Origin of the sequence: Sulfidibacter corallicola (genome assembly GCF_017498545.1) — a bacterium.
Classification (GTDB): Bacteria; Acidobacteriota; Holophagae; order Acanthopleuribacterales; family Acanthopleuribacteraceae; genus Sulfidibacter; species Sulfidibacter corallicola.
Map to the genome: position 1 here is coordinate 9,857,788 of NZ_CP071793.1, position 22,279 is coordinate 9,880,066.

10 protein-coding genes are annotated in these 22,279 nt (G+C 61.2%); 5 read left to right on the forward strand and 5 right to left on the reverse strand.

Annotated features, from left to right (window positions below; all coding sequences use genetic code 11):
- Nucleotides 1-246: 246 nt before the first annotated feature.
- The 5 genes from J3U87_RS29865 to J3U87_RS29885 all read left to right on the forward strand — a co-directional run bounded on the left by J3U87_RS29865 (nt 247) and on the right by J3U87_RS29885 (nt 6,791).
- The gene (locus tag J3U87_RS29865) at nt 247-1,011 is read left to right on the forward strand and encodes a type III pantothenate kinase (RefSeq protein WP_237379454.1); all 765 of its coding nucleotides are present in this window, start codon (nt 247-249) and stop codon (nt 1,009-1,011) included.
- 121 nt (nt 1,012-1,132) lie between these two features.
- Nucleotides 1,133-1,717: a hypothetical protein gene (locus tag J3U87_RS29870; protein WP_237379455.1), complete on the forward strand. Its 585-nt coding sequence runs from the start codon at nt 1,133-1,135 to the stop codon at nt 1,715-1,717.
- A gap of 130 nt (nt 1,718-1,847) precedes the next feature.
- Nucleotides 1,848-2,786: a hypothetical protein gene (locus J3U87_RS29875; RefSeq protein ID WP_237379456.1), complete on the forward strand. Its 939-nt coding sequence runs from the start codon at nt 1,848-1,850 to the stop codon at nt 2,784-2,786.
- A 142-nt stretch (nt 2,787-2,928) separates the two neighbouring features.
- Nucleotides 2,929-3,630 (forward strand): lysophospholipid acyltransferase family protein, encoded by a 702-nt coding sequence (locus tag J3U87_RS29880; RefSeq protein ID WP_237379457.1) that lies wholly within the window; start codon nt 2,929-2,931, stop codon nt 3,628-3,630.
- 1,277 nt (nt 3,631-4,907) lie between these two features.
- On the forward strand, nt 4,908-6,791 hold the full coding sequence (locus tag J3U87_RS29885) for a choice-of-anchor I family protein (RefSeq protein WP_237379458.1): 1,884 nt from the start codon (nt 4,908-4,910) through the stop codon (nt 6,789-6,791).
- 109 nt (nt 6,792-6,900) lie between these two features.
- Here the strand turns inward: J3U87_RS29885 and J3U87_RS29890 are convergent, their stop codons facing one another.
- The 5 genes from J3U87_RS29890 to J3U87_RS29910 all read right to left on the reverse strand — a co-directional run bounded on the left by J3U87_RS29890 (nt 6,901) and on the right by J3U87_RS29910 (nt 21,305).
- Nucleotides 6,901-10,176: a 2-oxoglutarate dehydrogenase E1 component gene (locus J3U87_RS29890; protein WP_237379459.1), complete on the reverse strand. Its 3,276-nt coding sequence runs from the start codon at nt 10,174-10,176 to the stop codon at nt 6,901-6,903.
- A gap of 328 nt (nt 10,177-10,504) precedes the next feature.
- Nucleotides 10,505-11,830: a WD40 repeat domain-containing protein gene (locus J3U87_RS29895; RefSeq protein WP_237379460.1), complete on the reverse strand. Its 1,326-nt coding sequence runs from the start codon at nt 11,828-11,830 to the stop codon at nt 10,505-10,507.
- A 1,138-nt stretch (nt 11,831-12,968) separates the two neighbouring features.
- Complete coding sequence (locus tag J3U87_RS29900; RefSeq protein WP_237379461.1) at nt 12,969-13,910, reverse strand: hypothetical protein; 942 nt, start codon at nt 13,908-13,910, stop codon at nt 12,969-12,971.
- Nucleotides 13,911-14,058: 148 nt separating this feature from the next.
- Nucleotides 14,059-15,816: a DegV family protein gene (locus tag J3U87_RS29905; RefSeq protein WP_237379462.1), complete on the reverse strand. Its 1,758-nt coding sequence runs from the start codon at nt 15,814-15,816 to the stop codon at nt 14,059-14,061.
- A gap of 239 nt (nt 15,817-16,055) precedes the next feature.
- Nucleotides 16,056-21,305 carry a two-component regulator propeller domain-containing protein gene (locus tag J3U87_RS29910; protein ID WP_237379463.1) on the reverse strand — a complete coding sequence of 1,750 codons (5,250 nt, stop codon included), beginning with the start codon at nt 21,303-21,305 and terminating at the stop codon, nt 16,056-16,058.
- Nucleotides 21,306-22,279 lie beyond the last annotated feature (974 nt).

Consider the following 22,279-nt stretch of genomic DNA (forward strand, 5'->3'; position numbering starts at 1 on the left):
GGGACCCATCGGGACCTGTCCAGTCGTGTCTTCCGTGTGATTCGTGGACAGTGTTTCTTGCTCGAACACATCGCCTCTTCCCGATGCGACCAAAACTGGGCAAGGGTCTTGGGAAGTGTCATAATGGGGCGCGTTTCAACCCGAGGACCTGTTCGGGAACCACCCAAACGGTGCGATGTACGGCGTCGCACCCGCATACTTTGGATTCAAGTCACCGACCCCAGTGGGGTCACGAGAGGAGTTTTCATGCTGCTGGCAATCGATGTGGGTAACACCAATACGGTCATCGGCCTGTTTCGGGGTTCGGATTTGGTGCATTCCTGGCGGCTCACCACCGCGCCCCAGCAAACCGTCGACGAATACGGCATTCTGTTCCGCAACCTGTTCGAACCGGCCGGCTTCCAGGCCAGCGAGGTTTCCCGGGCGATCATTTCCTGCGTCGTCCCCCCCCTACAGGAGACCCTGCGCACCATGTGCGCTTCCTATTTCGACATCACCGCACTGGTCGTCGGTCCCGGCATCAAGACCGGTATCGCCCTGCAGGTGGACCACCCCCAGGAGGTGGGTGCGGATCGCATCGTCAACGCGATCGCGGCCTTCAAACTCTACGGTGGTCCCGCGATCGTGGTGGACTTCGGCACCGCCACCACCTTCGATCCGATCGGCGAGAACGGCGCCTTTCTCGGCGGCGCCATCGCCCCCGGAGTCAACATCTCGGCCGAAGCACTCTACAAAGCGGCGGCCAAACTGCCGCGCGTGGAAATCCAGAAACCCAAACGGGTAATCGGCAAAAACACGGTGGAAAACATTCAATCGGGCCTGTTCTTCGGGTACGTGGGCCTGGTCGACGGCATCCTCTCGGCCATGAAGCAGGAGATGGGCAAGGAACCGGCGGTCGTGGCCACCGGCGGCCTGGGCGAGACCTTCTGCCGCAACTCGAACCACATCCAGCACTACAACGCCAATCTCACGCTGGTCGGGCTCCAACTCCTGGCGGAAAAGAACTTCTGACGCCGGCACTTAGATTCCGCCCCCGCGGCCTCCACGACCTCGGCAGCGAACATCCATCAACCGCGTTTGCACGCATCCATAGGGAGGCCCCGTTCCCCCGACCGCTTTGGAGAAAACCGACATGATCAAGTTCTTTCGCAGTAAAAAGAGTCCCGACAAGGCATCGAACCCCGGCGAATCGCCATCCGACCTGCCCAATACCGATCCCAGGCCCCGCCACTACACCTTCGGGCATTTGGTGATTCCACAAATTTCGATGCGCGACCCGATGACCTTCTTTGCCGCCCTGCGCATGGACACCCGCAATTTTCTCCAATATCTCTGCGACGTGAACGACGACATCACGAAGAAGGAAAAGGACCCCTTTTTCATTGCGCCGGACGACATCGAGGTGCGACCCACCAGCATTCAGCCCTTCCCCTGCGTGCTGCTTAAATTGCCGGAGCCGAAGTTCCCGGTGGAGGTCCATTTCGTGGCGGTCGTGCTGAAAGTGGCGCCTGGCATGGCGAGCGAAGCGCACCTTCAACAGGGTGAGAAACCGCCGATCCGGATTTTCACTTTGGAAAAAGCCCTGCCGGACCAGGCGGAAAGCGAGACTGTCCTGGGCGAGTGGCACGACGAGGCCCACCTGAACCACGGCCCCGGTCCGGCTCCCGTCGCCGATGACTTTCTCCACCGGGTGGCCGCCCTGATGGTTTCCGAGTAGACGCCCTTCGCACCCAATGGCGCGATCGCCATCCGGCGGTGCATCCGAGACTTAACCTTTGTATGGGGTTGAGCTATGCTGACGCCAACGAGCATACGATCATTCATGCAACACGAGGTATTTTCCATCGATGCGTCACACGATCCGACATTTTTTCACCACGAGCCCCAAGGTCAATCAGGGCCCTTCCCGTCACGTTCTCACCCAGATCACCACCTTGCTCTGCTTCGGCCTGTTCGCGATCTCGCTGCCGCTCACCGGCCAGGATCAGGCACCCGATGCGGCCAACGCCGACCAGGGCCGCGTGCAGACCACCACCCTCGCGTACGGCGCCGACCCGAACATCAAGATCGTGTTCAAGGGGCGCGCGGGGAATTTGGAGTTGAACCACAGCGGTGAGGCCGGCACCGGGAAAACCGTGACCGATTACCAAAAGGGTTCCGGATACTCCGATTACGACCGCGAACGACAAACCCTGAAGTGGGAAACGCGCATTCCCTACACCCTCAACCGCCTCTCCAAGCACATCCAGAAAACGGCGCCCTACATGCGCGCCGAGCTGCCCCAAGGCGCGGAGCTCGATTTTCAGTTGCGCATCAACTCCTTGGGTTACGGGTCCCTGAACTTTACCGATCTCAACATCAACCGCTTTCGCTGCAACGTCTCCTACGGCGACGTGGACATCTCGTTCCCCACCGAGAACCGCTCGATCGTGCGCGGCCAGGCCAAATTCCGCATGTTGGCCGGTGACTTGGAACTGAACCAGTTGGGCAACCTGAAAGCGGACAAGATCAAGATCAACGGCGGCGTGGGCGAATTGTTTGTCGATTTCGGTCCGAAAATCTATCTGGAGACCGAGGTCAACCTGGACATGGACATCGGCAACACCGAGCTGATCTTCCCCAAGGGCACCCACGTGCGCATTCGCGGGACCTCGCGGGACTTGAGCCCGTTCGACATGGTAAAGAAAGAGGAATACTGGGAACCGCGGGTGTTCCACCCCTCCAGTCCGGTATTGAACATCAAGGCCAAAGGGCCCCTCGGGGACCTGGTCATCACCTGGAAGTGAGGCTGGGTGCGGCGGTGCGCCACGCCGACGTGCGTGCACCTTCCCGCAAAGCACCTTTTTCCGAGCGCGGTGTCGCGGTAAGATGGGGCCTTTCGCCGGCCGGATCGCACACTCCGGCCCACTCCCCCCTTGGAGCCGCCCCTTGACGTCGAAACCCAAAACGGAACAGGTCGAAACCCGCGAATCGCTGAAGACGGTCATCATCGGCCTCATCCTTTCGGTGGTCCTGCGCCTGATCTACGCCAGTTGCCGCAAACGGTTCGTGAACCCGGAACACCTGACCCGCTACCTCGACGGCGACCAGCCGGCCTTGATCGCCGCCTGGCACAACCGCAACCTGATGGCGGCATTCGCCTATCTGGCCCACCGCCGCAAGGGCCGGCAGATCGTGCCGTTGGCCAGTGCTTCGCGCGACGGGGGCATGGCCACGTGGGCCATGCGCGGCCTGGGCATCCGCTGCGCGCGCGGCTCGTCCAGTCGCGGGGGGTTCGCGGCGCTGAAGACGCTGATGCGCGAACTCAAGGCCGGCAACGACGTGGCCATCACGCCCGATGGCCCGCGCGGTCCCGTCTACAGCATTCAGGGCGGCGTCATTACCGCGGCAAAAATGACCCAGGCACCGATCGTCCCGTTTTCGTGGCAGGCATCCAAACGCAAGGAACTCGGGTCCTGGGACCGCATGATCGTGCCGCGGCCCTTTTCGACCCTGGTGTTCGTCTATGGCGAGCCGCTGGAGGTGCCGCGCAATTGTCCCGCGGTGGAGATCGAGAACTACGCCGAGGAATTGCGGCGTCGCATGTTGGCCCTCAACGATCAGGCCGAAGCGGCGCTGTCGGGTTCGTGACGAGGGGCTGGCCAATCGCCCTGCGGGGATGGTCTCCGTTCCGGGCCAATCCTGGAGGCATGGACCTACCGACCATGCATGTCGGGTGAACCGTCTGGTCGGGATGATTGGCGTCGGGTGAACCGCCATGTTGTTACGATTGACACGGAGGAAACCGCCATGCGGGGATGGTCTCTGTTCCGGGCCAATCCTGGTGGGATGGCCAAACCGAATGTTTGGATGGGCACCGGACGCGGCCAATCCGGGAGGGATGGCAAAACCGAATGTTTGGATGGGCACCGTTCGCGGCCAATCCTGAAGGGATGGCCAACCGAATGTTTGGATGGGCACCGGACGCGGCCAATCCTGGAGGGATGGCCAACCGAATGTTTGGATGGCTATACATAAAAACGCGTGCCGTAGGCACGCCACCAGCGGGCGTCCTGAAGGGACGACACAATACAGCGAAGGGTTAAGGAGGCAGCGCCGACGCAACCCTGGTTGTTGGGGGTTCCCGATCCCCAGCCCCAACGGGGCGGAACGATGCGGGCCGTCGCGGAGTTGACGTCACCTTCGAGGAGCCCTTCGCAGAGCCGCCCCTCCAGGGCTGGATGCGGGAACCCCAGGCAACCAGGGTTGCGTCGCCTACGGCTCCTTAACCGGATCGCCGGACCGCCTTCGCTGTAATGTATGACCCTTACAGGGTCCCTGCTGGTGGCGGGCCAGAGGCCCGCGTTTTTATCAACAGTGGTCCAAACATGGGTTTGGCCATCCCTCCAGAATTGGCCGCGAACGGAGACCATCCGACCATTCGGCCGTCGCCGACTTCAGGTTTCGCCGCCAGCGGTGACCATCCCCGCTGACTCCCCCTGCCTACACACATCCCTCAGGGGACGTGCGATCCATCGAACCGGACGGGTCGCGAGTCGCCGAAACCCCTACGGGTTACGTCATTTACGCCGCATCGCAAAAGTACCTTGACGCCGCGCGACGAGGTCATCGTTCTTTGATGCTGCCTTCATCAATTCCTCACGATGGGTTTGGATACTTGCCTCGTTTCACCGGCTCTCCCCCGTTTGCGTCTCCGTCGATCGAATGCCACCTTCGTGGCGATCGCCCACACGGCTGAAGCCCGCATCGCGAGGCGCAATCACATCCTCGAATCAGGAGGGCGTCCGTCCAACGGGTCCGGCCCGCATCGCGAGGCCGAGCACGACCGTTCGACGTGCTGCGACCATGCGTGATGCCCCACCAGGGACTGCCGAAACCAAAGATTCGTTCCACTCGGAGATTGACCTATGAGATACCTCTGGCTCACGGCCGTCTTTTGCTCGCTCGGCACCGCTTCGGCCCTGGCCGGCAACGCCGTTTCCCTCGAAGTGCTGGGTACCTACGCCACCGGAACCTTCGATGAGGGTGCCGCCGAAATCGGTGCATTCGACCCCGCCACCGACCGCCTCTTCGTCGTCAACGGAGACACCGCCGCCATCGATGTCCTGGATCTCAGCGATCCCAACCAGCCGACCTTGCTGTTCTCCATCGATGTGACGCCCTACGGCGACCAGGCCAACAGCGTCGCCGTCCACGACGGGACCGTGGCCGCCGCGGTCGAAGCGGATCCCGCCACCGACCCCGGCAAGGCCGTCTTTTTCGACACTTCCGGTCAATTCATCAGTCAGGTGACCGTGGGCGCGCTGCCCGACATGCTGACCTTCACGCCCGACGGCACCAAGCTCGTCGTCGCCAACGAAGGTGAACCGAACGACGACGTCGATGTGGATCCGGAAGGCTCCATCAGCATCGTCGACCTGAGCGGCGGCATCGCCTCCCTGGACGATGGGGACGTGTCCACCGCCGGTTTCACCGCATTCAACGGCCAGACCCTCGATCCCAGCATCCGCGTGTTCGTGCCCGGAGCCACCGTCGCCCAGGATCTGGAGCCGGAGTACATCGCGATCTCGGCGAACTCGCAGACCGCCTGGGTCGTCCTCCAGGAAAACAACGCCCTGGCCGTGGTCAACCTGAACACCGCCACGGTGACCTCCCTGATCGGTTTGGGCTTCAAGGATCACAGCCAAGCGGGCAACGAGCTGGATCCCAGTAATCGCGACAGCGGCATCGACATCGCCAACTGGCCCGTATTCGGCATGTTTCAACCGGACGCCATCGCCGCCTTCGGCCACAACGGCACGACCTACCTGATTACCGCCAACGAAGGCGACAGCCGGGATTACGACGGTTTCAGCGAAGAGGAGCGGATCAAGGACATCACCCTGGATCCCACGGCCTTCCCCAACGCCGCCGCACTCCAGGAAGACGAGAACCTGGGTCGCCTGAACATCACCACGACCCTGGGTGACACGGACAACGACAACGATTTCGACGAGCTCTACGCCTACGGTGCGCGTTCGTTCTCGATTTGGAACGGCAGCACCGGCGCGCTGGTCTACGACTCGGGCGCCGACCTGGAACGGATGATCGCCGCCGAGCTGCCCACCGAATTCAACTCGAACAACGACGAGAACGACTCGTTCGACGCGCGCAGCGACGACAAGGGCCCCGAGCCCGAGGGCGTCACGGTCGGCCAAATCGCGGACACCAACTACGCCTTCGTCGGTCTGGAGCGGATCGGTGGCGTCGCGATGTACGACCTGAGCGATCCCACCGCCCCGGTCCTGGTGGACTACTTGAACAACCGCGACTTCACGGGCGACGCCGAACAGGGCACGGCGGGCGATCTCGGCCCCGAGGGCTTGACCTTCATCGCCCCGGCCGACAGCCCCACGCTGAAGCCGCTGTTGGCGGTGATGAACGAGGTGAGCGGCACGACCACGCTGTTCGAAGTGGGCCTGGATTGCGAGACGCCGCAAATCGCGGATGTGGCGCCGATCGGTCACACCGGCATCGTGATTACCGGTAGCTACGACTGCACCTACGACGTGCGCCTGACCGATGCCGACGGCACCGTGCGTGTCGTGCCGGTGTTGATCGGCAGCGACGGCACCGCCACCCTGAACGAGACGATCACGCCCGACCTGTTGATCGAGGTGGGCCCGTCCGGAACCGGCGTGTTCGTCGGATCGGTTCAGGCTGTCCCGACCCTGGGTGCATGGGGCCTGATGGCGCTGGTCGCCGCGATGATGACGGCGGCGCTGGTCGCCCGCCGCAAACGCACGGCCTGATCTTCGATCGGCCCCCCGTTTCCCGAAGCCCGCATCCTACGATGCGGGCTTTTTTCGTTTTGGGCGGGGATTCCCCCCGGGACGCCGTTTCAGGCCGGCGCCGACCCGATCACTCGCTCTGGTGGGCCTTTTCCCGCACACCCAGGGCTTCGAGAATCAGCTTCTCCTGAACCACGCGGTGGTTGGCCGCACTGCCCGTCGCCGGACTGGCCGCCTCCTGACGCGATACACAGGCCAAGGGATGGGTTCCGTTCCCCACGATCTCGTGGCCGAACCGCAACTTGAGGAAGGGCCAGGCACCCATGTTGTGCGGCTCCTCCTGAACCCAGACCACCGGCGTGTCCGGCTTGTAACGGGCCAGCTCGTCGTTCAGCATCTGGTGTGGGAACGGATAGTACTGTTCGAGCCGCAAGATCGCGACGTTGCGCAGGTCGTGCTTTTCACGCGCTTCCTCCAGCTCGTAGTAGACCTTGCCGCTGCACAACAGAATGCGATCCACCTGGTCGGGATCGCTGAAGGCATCGCCGATCAGCCGCAGGAAACTGCCGCCCGCCAAATCTTCCAGGCGCGACGTGGCCCGCGGATGGCGCAGCAAACTCTTGGGCGACATCATGACCAACGGCTTGCGCCAGGACCGCTTGACCTGGCGGCGCAGGCAGTGGAACAACTGGGCGGGCGTCGTCAGATTCACGACCTGAATGTTGTCGTCGGCCGCGAGCATCAGGAACCGCTCGAGACGGGCACTGCTGTGTTCCGGCCCCTGGCCTTCGAACCCATGGGGAAGGAACAGGCACAATCCGCTGAGTCGGCGCCACTTCTCTTCCGAACTGGTGATGAACTGATCGATGATGACCTGGGCCACGTTGCTGAAATCGCCAAACTGGGCTTCCCAGATGGTCAGGCCGTCGGGCGTGTCCAGGCTGAACCCGTATTCGAAGCCCAACACGGCGACCTCGCTGAGCGGACTGTTGAAGATCGCGAAGTAATTTTCTTCCCCCGCGAATTGGGAAAGCGGCGTGTACAGTTCGCCCGACTTGGCGTCGTGCAGCACGGCATGGCGGTGACTGAACGTCCCGCGCTCGGCGTCCTGACCGGTGACCCGCACCTTGTAACCCTCTTTCAGCAAGGATGCCAAGGCGAGCGCTTCTCCCACCCCCCAATTGAGGTTGGCGTTGCCCTCGGCCATCTCCTGCTGTTGTTTCAGGAACCGCTTGATCTTGCTGTGCGGGGTGAAGGTCTCGGGGAGCTGGGTGAGCTGCAACAGGGTCTGCCGCAACTCCTTCAGATCGAAGCGGGTGTCCACATCGGGGACCTCCGCTTCGAGACCGCCGCGATAGGGCTGCCACAACCCCTGGCCCATACCGATCTCTTCGTATTTCTCGTCCGGATCCTCGGCACGCGCGAACTCCGCCTCCAACCGCATCTTCGATTCCTGCGCGATGCGATCGGCCTCTTCGGCCGTCAACCCGCCCAGCTTGAGCAGGTTCTTCACGTAGGCCTCGCGCACCGTGGGCCGCCGCTTGATGTTCTGGTACATCAACGGTTGGGTGAAGACCGGATCGTCGCCCTCGTTGTGGCCGTATTTGCGGTAGCTGTACATGTCGATGACGATGTCCTTCTGGAACTCCTTGCGGAAATCCATGGCGATGCGAATCGCCCGTGCCACCGCGTCCGGATCCTCGCCGTTCACGTGGAAGATGGGGATTTGCAGCATGCGCGCGACGTCCGTGGCGTATTGGGTCGACCGGCCATCGTCGGGATCGGTGGTGAACCCGATCTGGTTGTTGAGAATGATGTGCACGGTACCGCCCGTGCGGTAGCCGCGCAGTTCACTGAGGTTCAACATCTCCTGAACGACGCCCTGGCCGGCGAAGGCCGCATCGCCGTGGATGAGCAACGGCAGGGCACGCGCCCGCTCCAAATCCCGGTAGCGATCCTGTTTGGCGCGGGCCCGACCGAGCACGACCGGTCCCACGAATTCCAGGTGGCTGGGGTTGAAACACAACGACAGGTGAACCTGCTTGCCGCTGGCGTTGATGTGATCGCTGCCGTAACCCAGGTGATACTTCACGTCGCCGCGGCCGCCGTGGGTGTCCGGGCTCTGATCCTTGAATTCGCGAAACACCTGGCTGGCCGGCTTGCCCATGATGTTGACCAGCACGTTGAGACGCCCGCGGTGGGCCATGCCGATGATAACCTCGTCCAGCCCGTGATCGCCGGCTTCCTCGATGGCGTTCTCCAGCAGCGGGATCAGGCTCTCGGCCCCTTCCAGGGAGAACCGCTTGGCACCGACGAACTTGCGGTGCAGGAAGTTCTCGAACGTTTCGGCGTCGGTCAGCTTCTTGAGAATGTGTTTCTGCTCTTCCAGCGAGAGCTGGGTGCGGAGGGCGGGATCCTCCATGCGCAGCCGGATCCATTCCTGAATGCCCAGGTCGTCCACGTGCATGTACTGGACGCCAATGGACCGGCAATAGGTCTCCTCGAGGTGGGTGATGATGTCGCGCAGTGAACGGCTGACCGAGGCCTGACCGATCTTGACGGTGAGTTTGAGATCCAGGTCCTTTTCGCGGAAACCGTAGTGTTCCAACGTCAACTCGGGATGTTCCATCTGGTCCAACAACCCGAGCGGGTCGATATGGGCCTTGACGTGGCCGCGTTCGCGATAGGCGTTGACCAGACGGTCGGCGGCTTCCTGACGGAATGCGGCGTCGCGCAGGCGGGCGGCCAACAGGTGCACCAGACCGAGATCCAAACTGCTGCGTTCCTTCATTAATTTATAAAGGTCCACGCGGGGCACGTGCAGCAGCACACACGGGCTGGCGGCCTTCATGGTGGCCGACCGAGGCCGATCGTCGAATACGGCCAACTCGCCAATCATCTCGCCCTTTTCCAAATAGTTGAGAATCACACCGCCCTTGATGATGGCGACCCGGCCCTCGATGATGTAGAAGAAATCGTTGGCGGCCTGTCCCTTCTGGGAAATGATGCCGTCGGTGTCGAATCGGACGAGCTGGGTAATGCTCGCGACGAGGCGCAAATCCTCGGCCGAAACCAATTCGAAGAGCGGAACCTGGTTGAGATAGGCCAGCACCTGGTCGGATTCGGCGAGCCGGGCACGCTCCCGTTCCTCGTGGACCCCGAGCGAGACCGCGGGTCCACTGGCCGCGGCGTCCGGTGCCGACGCGGCCCGAACCGTGGTGGTGGGCGATGGGGCCTGGGCCACGCCGGCGGCATGGCCCCCGGCGGGAACAGCGACGGACACCTCGCTTTCGGCCTGAAAGAAGTCTCGCCATCTGGGATCGACACTGGCCGGGTCCTGTTGGTACTGCTGATAGAGGGCTTCCACGAACACGAGGTTTTGGCTGTAAAACGGAAAGTCTGTCACTGCAATGAACTCCCACGCATATCAGAAATTGTTCTCCGCCGAGAAGGAGAAAAGGGTCCTATCAGTTTTTGCAAGGGGAAATGGTTTTAAGGTGCTTGAAGTATAGCGAATGGGCCACCAAATATCAACGAAGCCGAGTCGTCGGACGGCCGGGATTCACGCATTGCCACAGTCTCCGCCGGCCCCGCTGGAAATCGCGGACGCCGGACCGCCGGATCACCGACCGCCGCAATGCGCATGGCGGGATTCTAGCCGGTGGCGATTCGCGAAAAGATGATACAGAACATGGTCCTTCCCCTTTTTCACACGTGGCACGCGAATCTGGCGGTCAGGGCCCGATCCGATCGGGATCGGGGACCGGCCAGGCGCGAACCCGGGTGGCGCCGCCGATCTCATCGGCACCCAGGAGGACGGTTCCGTCTTCGCTGAAGCTCAAACCGGCCGGTGGCGTGTCCTTGCAGACGAAGCGCCGAAACGGCTGGCCGCGCTCCAGATGCCACAACTGGAGGGTGGCCTCCCCTGAGCCCGAAGCTTGGGAAGACACGGCGATCAGCGGGCGCCAGGGATGAACCGCCACGGTGATGGCCGCTTCGGTGGGTAGGGCCCGCACCAGTTTCGCGGAGTCACTCTCCCAGACCTGGATGCCGTGGGCGTCGTCGACCGTGACCAGGAAGGCGCCGGTGGGATCGAACACCATGTCGCGCAACCCACGCGGTGAAGCCGACAGGGCCTTGCCCTGGTTGAGATCCCACTTTTCGTTCATGCCCCAGTTGGGCCAAATCGCCAAATTGCGGTCGGTAGCGGCTACGCCGCGCCGATCGAAGGTGGTGCTTGCGGTGGCGATGCGTTCCTCGCGCAGGCTGTAGGCCACGTCCACCAGAACCGCATCGCCCTGATCCTGGGCAGGGTCTCCGCCGAACCGGCCGATCACGGTGCCGTCCTGACTGTCGTGCAGGTTGAAACCGGCGCTGTGACCGGTGGCGAAGAAATTGCCGCGAGGCGACCAACGCGGTGCCAACGCCCGCTTATCGGGAAGAGAAAGGTCGATTTGGAACAGGGGCGTGACGGGATAGATCTCGCGCGGTTCGGTATCGTAGGGCGGGACTTCCAATTGCCACAGTTGGAGTTGGTGGTCTTCGCCGAGGGTGAGCAGCCGGTTGCCCCGATCGTTGACCCAGGCGCCGGTGAGTGGCTGGTCGACGGTCACGTCGAAACGAAGAAAGGCATCGGTCTCACCGATCGGCAATTGGAGCACGCGAAGGCCGCGTCGGGACGCGTCCTGGAACTGAACCGTACTGAAATGCTGAATCCAGCAGGACCAATCGGTCAAGGGGTGCTCGTGTAGGGCGGCAACTTGTCGCGGCAGCAGCGGATGACGGGTGACTTTGCCGCCCATGGGTCGCATCAGCAGGGCCGCTTCCTTGCCGATCAGCGGGAACCCTCGGCCGAGCCGCGCCACGTGGGTGACGGTCACGTCCCGCCAGGAGCCCAGTGTTGGGATGGGCGGGGCCTGGGCGGCGAGCGGCGAACCCTGGACCATCGCGGCCGTCAGCAGCACGGCGGGCAGCGCGCGGCGGAAGCGACGGCCCACGCGCCGGATCAGGATGCCGAAACGGCGGAGCGAATCGAGAACGAGGGTGGGGATGGAAGACATGCGACCTCTGCATCGAAAACATGGCGTCGAAGCGTGCCCGGCTACGCGCGCATGTACCTTAACCTAGGCAACCTAAGGTGTCCACCAAAAGCAGGAAAGGTGTCCACTAAAAACACGAAAACACACGAAATGGATACTTTCGACATTCCCTGCCCAGTGATTCGATCGCTTCTTCGGAGGGTTCATTTTTTACCACAGAGGGCACAGAGAACACTGAGAAAGCAGAGTTAAAACATTATTATCATACTAACACAGGTCATTTTCGCTCCTATTCGATACATAGATATTCTCTTTATCTTTTAATGACAGGGAGATTCTTGCGACAACTAAGAAAAAAGTTCATAATTATTAGCGCATCAATAAATGCACACACCTCAAACCTGCCGAAAGTTCTTCCTCTATCCAGAAAAACCAAGTAGTACATTACCCCTAGGAGCCTTTCTGCTTCCTCTACGAACCAGGAAGAATCACACCTTTCTGGCTCATCTTTGATTATAAAAATTTACCCAAGACCTACAAGAGTCACACAAAATAAAAAGCCATTCTTGATCACTGGATATTACATCATTCAACCTGATTATATCACCAAAGAACACAGGAGCTATTTGCCCGAATCAACAAAAAGGGAAAATACTTTCACATAGTGGTTTACAGTTCAATAATAATTATAAATCTTCCATGTCCGCCTCGGTGAACTCTGTGAGCTCTTATGTAACAAACTCTGTAAAGCTCGAAGATAAAGATATAAACCTAAAAAGGCGGATGTGCGGGGAGTTCGTCGAAAAATGTCGGCCCGGCGGGCCAACTTACTGCAACGACGCCCCTCTCACAAATGCGGGAACTCCCAAACGATTCGCTTCGATTAGTTACCCACCTGAAACCCGGTGGTCCGGCAATCCGGCCCCCGGCCTGGGCAACGACTCCGTGGTAAAAAAACTAACACATAAACGGCCCTGCAACTATTGAGAAACCCTTCCCAAAGACCACTCGGCTGTTTCCTTCCGTTTTTGGGGAGATTTCGTCTTCTCGGTCACTCTGTAATTTTTCCCATATTGGAACCGACCAATTCCCCTTATCCGAACGGACGGCGAGGGACACCCATCTTCGCAATGTGTTTTTTTCGTGTTCTTTCGTGTATTTAGTGGACAGTTTTTGGTGGACAGGCCCGGTTGTGATCCGCCACCAGGTCGAGGACCGTCAGCTCCGGCCAGCGCGCCACGCGCTCCGCGATCTGTTCTCCCAACAAACAAAAGAAATCCACGTAAAACGCGTCCCACAGGTTCTGACCCACCACGCGATGGCCCTCCCCGGTCAGGTGGATACAGTCGCTATTGAAGAAGCGCATCGCCGGCCGGGGGCTGGGCAGGTCCAGGCGGCCCGGCGGCACCAACGCACCCGGCTCGATATCCAACTCGGGAAAGCCGTAGGTGAACTGCATCAACCCCAGGTGCACCACCAGGTGAACCCGCGATCGCCCTTCGAACGCCAGCCGCGCCCGTTCCGTGAAATCGGTTTGCAACTGGTTCAATTGCAATGAGCTGGGCTCGCCCATGTCGTCGTGGAGCGGCCCACAGAAAAAATCGGCCGCACCCTCGAAATTGGGATAGTCGTAGAGGCTGACGAGCACCACGATGTCGGGGTCCGCGGCGAGGATGTGGTCGATCACCGTCTCCACATCGCCCAGCACCCGGGCGAACAACTGCTCCTCTTCTTCCATGCTCAGGCCCGTATGCCAACCGCCACCCGAGGCGCCGGCCAGGATGTCGTTGCCACCCACCGTCAATTGGACCACCTGCAGGTCGGCCAGCCGCGCCAACTCGCCGTCGATGACCGCCAATCGGTCCGGGGCGGCCCATTCGGCCGCGGTGGTGCCGGCCTCCGCCGTCTGGGCACCCTCTTCGACGATGTCCGGCCGGCCGTTCTCGGCGAAGGTGGTCCGCATGGTGCGGTCCTGCCACATGAAATCGGCCCACGAATCGCCCACCATCAACACCCGCACCAGCGGGTCGCCACCGGCAAGCACCGGGAGTAACCATCCCAGCAACAGAAAAAAGATCGTGCGAACGCGAGCGAACACCACCGAGGCGACCTCCCTGGAATTCGGTGGACGATCCTCCAGCCGCCGATCACGTCGGTGGGATCGCCATCGGTTCAGGCTCGGGGTCGCCACCGTCACGATGCGACCCGTCCCTGAACCCGTGCCGGACCTGGCCCGGCGGGGTTCGGCATCACTCCTGGAAGAACGCGACGCCCAGGGCACCCTCGCCCAGTTGATAGCCGGCCACGGGACCGATGGTGCGCAGCGGCACCTTGCTGGTACTGAGCCGGCGACCCAATTCCAGCCGCAACGCTTCGCCCTGCTGACGGTTGCGCACGTGACCCAGGGACATGTGGAGCCCCGCTTTCAGGTCGATGCGGCGTTCCACCTGATCGGCGAGCACCGTCAAGGCGCTTTCCTTGCGGTCCAACCGCTGGACGACCTCGAATTCGAGCCCGTTCCAGTACATGATGCACTGGCCCTTCTTGGCCAGAAAGCCGCGCTCGGCGTTGACCACGAAAATCATGTGCAGTTGGGAAATGGCGTTGATCAGGCGCTCTTCGATGACTTCGGCCTGATGCCCTTCCTCGGCCAACTGCGCGGCGTAACGAACCAACAGGCCCAATCCCAGCGAAAAGCTGTGGCTGTTGATGGTGGTGGTTTCGTTGGCCAACAAGCTCTTGCCGTTGAGACCGGTAGCCTGGAGCTTGGTGACGTTGCCCTGGACCGTTTCGAACAAGGGCCCGACACTGGAGGCCATGGTGATCGCCAGACAATCGTGATTGGGCAACAAGCCCACGTACCGATCGAGGATCTCGTCGTTGGGAGGCGCCACGAGTTCGAGCGTTTCCAATTGTTTGGGTTTTTTGGTGTAAATCACGGACTCGGTTTGGGGATCCATCACGTCGAAGGTCTCCCCGCCCAGCTTGAGCGCGACGTTGAAGCTCACCACGCCCAAATCGTAGAGTTCCTCCTTGGGCAGGTCACAGGACACATCGGTCAAGATCTTGACGGGCTTGTGCTCGGTGACCAGTTCGATCAGGCCGCGCTCGAGGAAGGTGTGAAGGTACTCGTAACAAACCACATCTGGAAGATTGAGGCGATCGACGTAGGTCCCGATACGGGGGTATTTCTTGATGATCTCCAGAGCGGCGCGTACCTCGGGCTTGAAGTTGGTTTGGCTCAATACCTCCGGGTTGGCGATCCGCACGCGGAAATTGGCGTTGGGGAGTTTGTGCCAGTTGGCCATCAACTTCTCGTTGGAAACGCGTGCCTCTTCGAGCAGTTCATCCAGTTCGCCGTCGATCGAATGCTCGAGGATCTGACTGTCGGCCTGAAAATGGAACGCGGCTTCGGCGATGCGCAGGAGGCGAAACAGGGCCTTTTTGCCGAGGGTGATGCCGTGACGGGCGTGCACGATCTGGCCGTCGCGCAGGTGGATCTCCATCAGGAGCTGGCCGTCGATCGTGATGCAGCCGGAACTGTGCTCGTCCGACAACTGCATGATCAGATCCACGATCTTGAGTTTGGCCAATTGGCCCGAGATCCCCGCCGACGTCTTCTTGATGGCGCGACGATGGAGGTTCACGGTCTCCTTGACGCGGCGCAGCAGGGTGTTGGGATCGGTATCCTTGGGCATGTAATCGGCGGCGCCCAGCTTCATCACCATTTCCGTATCGGCATCGCTGGGATGACTGGTCACCACCATGACGGGAATCTTGTTGAGCGTACTCGCACTCTTGACGGTTTGAATGAGGTTGTCCGCATCCCCATCCGGCAAGTGCATGTCGCAAATGATCAAATCGAAGTCCCCCACACGCAGGGCCGCCAACCCTTCTTTCAAATTGGATACGGGCATCACCTCGTAACCATTGGAAAACAACAGGATAACCATCTTCTTTTTATCTTCGAAATGGTTATCCAGATAAAGGATGTGTGGAATCGGCATTGACCCCCCTTTCACTAGGATGTGGAAGTAGCAGGGACATTCTACTATGTTCCAGGTAAAGCTCGAATGCGTTTTTTTGGATATGACCCAATAAATGCGAGACTTAGGAAAGTTCGAGGTTAATTGTCAAGTCGATCGGTACGTGAATCCCCAAGGAACGGGGCGCTCACCGCGGGGGGCGAGGACACTCGGTCGAGACGGCTCGCGGCGCGGCGTCAGCGGCACCCCACCCCCTTCGCTCAGGGCGCGTCGCCAGTGGGAAACACCAGGCTCACCCGCGTGCCCCGCCCGGGGCCTTCGCTCTCCAGGTGAATCGAACCCGAGAGGGCCCGCATGGCGTTGGCGCAATAGTGCAGACCCATGCCCAACTTGCCGTTCTTGGTGGAAAAGCCCTGGGTGAACGCGCGCCGCAACCCCTCGTCGTCGAACCCGACGCCGTTGTCGCTGACCACGATTTTCACCGTAGCGGCTTCGCGACCGGTGAGGATCTCGATGCGGCCGTTGTCGATCAGCGCCGCCTCGATCGCCTCCCAGGCGTTTTTCAGCAACGACAACAGGATGCGCTTGAACTTGATGGCGTCCAGCGGCACCCGCGGCACAGGGCTCAGTTGGGTCACCAACCGCGCCGGCAGGTTCTCCAACAAAATGCGTTCTTCCTTCAGAATCGCGCGAATCAGGTCGTTGACGTCTTCCGGTTCGGCCAGGCCCGCACTGGGCTCGGCGTGCTTGCGCTGCTCGGCGAGCACGCTTTGGAGGGCCGACACGTGCTCGGCCATGCTTCGGGTCTCCTCCAACAACTTACCCTCGCGCTCCTCCATCAGGCGGTGAATCAGGAACAGGGCCTCGGAGATCCGGGCCGCGCGCGGATCGCTCGAAATCGTTCTCAGGTCCAGGTCGTCCACCAATTTATGGGTTTTCCCCAAGACGTCCAATCCGCGGTTTTGATTGAGCTGATGCTCCAACACGTCCACCGAGGTGCGCACGCTGTTGAGCACGTTGCCGGCGTTGTGCACCACTTCCACCGCGATCTCGGCCATGCCGGCACGGTGGGCCGTCTCGATCAGTTCCTTGCGCGACCGCACCAGTTGATCGATGATCTGGGCCTTGTTGACGGCGGACTCGGCATGGGCCCGGAACCGCGAGAGCTGCGCCAGGTCCAGATCGAGGAAGGCCTCGGGATCCTCGTGATGGTGAAATACCAGCACGGCGCCCAGCCGACCCTCCTCCGGCGCACCCGCGGTCGACATGGCGACGGCCACCACCGCCGCGGGAACCGAGAAGGAACCCAACCGCGGCACGGGGCCGCGTCGATCCGGCTCGCTCAGGAACACGCCTGGCATCGGCTCGGACAGCAGGGCCAGGTACCCGCGCGTCAATTGCGCGAACGACAGGCAGGTGGACTCGGGCGAGGCGATGCCAGGCGTGGTCGCCTCGGGATTGTCCGTCTGCAGCAATTCGAACCCGTCGGTCTGGGGTCGGTAGACCAGGCACAGCGCCACCTCGGCGGCCCGGATGAGGCGCATGCCCTGAACCAGCATGGCCGACAGCAGATCGTCGAAGTGGACCTTGCGGTTCATGGCCGCCACGATCGTATCCAGGGTCTCCAGTTCGCGGTTCTGATCGGCCATCAGCCGATTCTTCTCGGCCAGCTCGGCCGTTCGCTCGCGGACCTTCTGTTCCAGGTCGCGGTTCAGGTCGCGCAACATCAGGTGCATGCGCACGCGCGCCAGCAACTCGCCCTTCTGAATGGGTTTGGCGAGGTAGTCGTTGGCCCCGCTCTCGAAGCCCAGCACCAGGTCGGTGACCCGGTTCTTGGCGGTCAGGAAGATGACGGGAAGCTGGTAGGCGTCGTAGCGGGCGCGCAGGGTTTGGCAAAAGGTGAATCCGGACTGGCGCGGCATCATCACGTCCAACAACACCAGATCGAAAGGACCGACCGCGGCGTTTTCGCCCTGTTCGGTCGCGGCGCGATCGATCTCGTCCTGCGCGGCGAACGCATCGGCCACGAGGGTGAGTTGAAAGCCGTGCGGGGCCAGGTAGGCGCGCAGCACCTCGCGGTTCACCGGTTCGTCGTCCACCACCAGCACGCGGTACCCGGCCGTCGACACCACTTCCGAATCGAGCTCGGGCTCCGGCAGGACGTCCAACCCCGGCGTGGCCACCACGTGCGACACCTGCTCCGCTTCCGCCCGAGGTGCCGAATCCTCGTCACGCACCTCGCCGCGAAACACCGGCAGGGTGAAATGAAAGGTGGAGCCGACGCCCACTTCCGACTCGACCCAGATCCGGCCCTCGTGCAGCTCCACCAGCCGACGCGACACCGCCAAACCCAGACCGGTGCCGCCGTATTGGCGGGCGGTCGAGGCATCGGCCTGTTCGAAGGAACTGAAGATGCGGTCGCGGTGTTCCTCGGCGATGCCGATGCCGGTGTCGCACACGCTGACGCGGACCATGTCCCCCTCCGGTTCGGCCGAAATCGTAACGGACCCCTCGTGGGTGAACTTGAGGGCGTTGCCCACCAGATTGTGAAGAATCTGGATGACGCGATTTTCGTCGGCCCACACCATCATGCGATCGCCCGGGATGCGGTTGGCCAGGACCAGATCGGGTTTGGCCTTCAGGGCGGAGCTCAGTCGCACCACGATGTCGGTCAGCGCCTTGAGGTCCACCGGACCGCACGAGAGCGTCAGGTTGCGGTTTTTGAGGCGGGAGAAATCGAGAATGTCGTCCACCAAATGGTTGAGTCGCTTGGCACTGGAAACGATCAGGCCCAGGTAATCCTTGGCGGGATCGGGCATGCTGCCGGCGATGCCGTCGCCCAGCGATTCGGCGAGGCCCACGATGCCGTTGAGCGGCGTGCGCAATTCGTGGGAGGTATTGGCCAGGAACTCGTCCTTGAGCTGATCGACCTGCTTCAGCCGCTCGTTCACCGCACGCTCGTAGGCCAGCTTGCGGCGCTGCCCGCGCACGTAGAAGCCCACCAACCCCAGCAGGGCCAACCCGTAGGCGGTATAGGCCCACCACGTTTTCCACGGTGGCGGCAGGATGTCGATCGTCACCGAAGCGCCATCGCGATTCCAAACGCCGTCCTTGTTGGCGGCGATGACGCGGAACCGGTAGCGGCCCGCGTCCAGGTTGGTATAGGTCGCAAACCGGCGCCTGGCATCGGTTTCGGCCCAGTCGCCATCGAAGCCTTCCAACTTGTAGCGATAACGGTTGGCGACGGCGTCGGCATAGTGCAGCGCGGCAAAGTTGAAACCGAACACGCTCTGGCGGTGGTCGAGTTCGATGTGGGTGGTGAAGTCGATCGGCAGGTCGAGCGGCGAGGGCCGTTGGGGCGTGGACGGCGCGACACTGCGGTTGAGCACCAGGAAATCGACCAGCACCACCTGCGGCGGATAGGGATCCTTGGTGATGCGTTCGGGATGGAAGATGTTGAGGCCGTTGGTGCCGCCGATCATCATCTCCCCGTTGGGGGTCTTCCAGTAGGCGCTCAAGTTGAATTCGTTGCCCTGCAGGCCGTCGCTGGGGTCGAACAGGCGAACGGCGCCGGTTTCGGGATTCATGCGCACGACGCCCTTGTTGGTCGTGAGCCAGAGCGGGCCGCCCTCTTCGCTGAGGATGCCGAGAATGGTGTCGTTGGGCAATCCGTCGCCGCGACCGAACCGCAGGAAGCCGGTCTCTTCCGCGTTCATCAGGTTCAGCCCGCTCAGCGTGCCCACCCACATCCGGCCCCGCCCATCCACGTGCAGGGCCGTGACGTAGCTGTGGCTCAGGGTCTCGGCCCGATCGGCACGGTGAAGATAGCTGGTGAAGCGCTCGGTCTCCGGGTCGTAGCGATTCAGGCCCCCGTCGGTACCGACCCACAGCCGGTCGCGATCGTCGCGCATCAGGACACTCACCGAGTCGGAACTGATCGACCCTTCGACCTGGGGATCGTGGCGGAAGTGGGTGAACCGGCCGCTGTCCGGATCGCGTCGATCCAAACCATGACCGAAGTGTCCGACCCAAAGGTGGTCCTGGGCGTCGTCGAGCATGGTGAAGGGGTAGTGCCCGCTCAGGGCGTGGGGGTCGTTTTCATCCGGCAGAATCCGCTCGAAGCGGAACCGGTCGCGATCCACCAGGCGATTGATTCCGCAGTAGGTGGCGATCCAAATGTCGCCTGTTTCGGTTTGGTGAATGTCGTGCACGATTTCGCTGCACAGGGTGTTCGAACGATCGGGGTCGTGGCGCAGGTGCAACACGGCATCGGTGGCGCGATCGACCAGGGTCACCCCCGCGTTCTCGGTGCCGATCCACAGCAACCCGGACCGATCTTCCATGATGGCGCGCACATCACTGCCGCTGAGCGAATCGTTGCGGTCGGGCAAATGCTTGTAGTGCTGGAACTGGGTGCTGCGCGGATTGAAAAAGCCGATGCCGCCGCCCATGGTGCCGAACCAGAGAATGCCCGTGCGATCCTGGCAGATATCCCAAATGACGTTGTCGCAAATGCTTTCGGGATCGGCTCGATCGTGTTTGAACACCTCGAACGTCTCTTCGCGGCGATCGAATCGATTGAGGCCGCCATCCCAGGTACCGACCCACAAGTCGCCGTTGCGGGCCTCGTGAATCGAGAGCACGAAATCGATGCTCAGGCTGTCCATGCGTTGGGGATCGTGGCGAAAGGTCTTGAACGTCTCGGTCAGGGGATCGAACCGGTTCAAACCGCCGGTCGCGGTCCCGACCCAAATGATCCCCTTGGAATCCTCCATCAACGACCACACCCGGTTGCAGGCGAGGCTCGTGGGATCGCCGGGATCGTGGTGGAACCGGCGAATCCTTTGGCGGTCGGCGCTCAAGACGTCGAGACCGCGATTGGTGGCAATCCAGATTCGGCCCTCGCGGTCCTCCATCAGGTCGTGTACCCAGTTGTCGCTCAGGGTCCGGCCCGCGGGTCCCTCGACCACGAATCGGCTAAAACTGCCGTCGGCGTTCATGCGGTTGAGACCGCCGTTTCGCGTGCCGAGCCACAGCCGCCCGTCGCGATCCTCGAGCAACGTGTGGACATTGGCGCCGCCGATGCCGTCCTCGCGAGCGGGGTCGGGAAGGTAGTGTCGAAAGCGGCGTTGGATCGGGTCGTAGCGGTTGAGACCGCCGCTCCGGGTGCCGATCCAGATGGCGCCCTCGCGATCCTCGAGCAGGCACCAGATCCAGTCGTCGGAAATCGAATCGGGGTCGTCGGCCTGGCTGAGAAAGACCTGGAAGGCAAAGCCGTCGAAGCGATTCAAGCCGTCCTGGGTGCCCATCCACATGAAGCCGTAGCGGTCTTGGATCACCGAGTTGACGAACCCCTGCGAGAGGCCCTGGCGCTGGTTGAGGTTCTGGAAGCGCAGACTGCGAACCTGGCCCCAGGCGTGGCCGCCCGCCAGGATGGTCGCGGTCAGGAGCCAGCCGAACAGGGGCCATACGGCGGATCTCCGGTACAAGCTCTCGTGCCGATGCGACACACATCCCCCCAGGACTTCATCCACACCCGCCGGATCGCGAAACCGGCGGCCCCTTTCATGGTAAGACTCGGTTACCGAAACCAGCGACCCTCGCGTAAATTCGGACACCTCGGTCATCAATCATGGTTTTCATGGATTTATGAGTTACGAAGATCGACTGTTCAATTGATCGAGATCTGGGCGGGAAACCTTTATTCGGGGAGGCGTGAAAGCGCATTTCGCGCCACGAAACATCAGAATCTGTCCACTAAATACACGAAAAAACACGAAAGGGATACTGCCAGCATGGCCTGCCCAGTGTGGCGCCGCGTCACGGGCGACATTTGAAGACTTGTCCACGGATCACACAGATTCACACGAATTCGGACACAGCCATTCCGTTCGAGGCCTATTGCGTTGTTTCTCCCGGACCGGAACAAAAGCCCAGATGATTTAAAATCACAAAAAAATCACATAAACTATTGATATTTTTAATGTTAAATCTACCTCAGAGTACCTGTCGTGTGCCACCTATGGGTCCTGTCTATTCGTGCCAATCGGTGTGATTCGTGGACAAAAAGAATGTCGATCGCGATCCACCGCGGGGAGGAACCGATCCCTTCCCAGGTAGCTCGAGATTTTTCGTGGTTCTAGAAAACGTCCACTAAATACACGAAAAAACACGAAAGGGATACTGCCAGCATGGCCTCCCCAGTGTGGCGCCGCGTCACGGGCGACATTTGAAGACTTGTCCACGGATCACACAGATTCACACGAATTCGGACACAGCCATTCCGTTCGAGGCCTATTGGGTTGTTTTTCCCGGACCGGAACAAAAGCCCAGATTTTTTAAAATTACAAAAAAATCACATAAACTATTGATATTTTTAATGTTAAACCTTCCTCAGAGTACCCGTCGTGTGCCACCTATGGGTCCTGTCTATTCGTGTCAATCGGTGTGATTCGTGGACAAAAAGAATGTCGATCGCGATCCA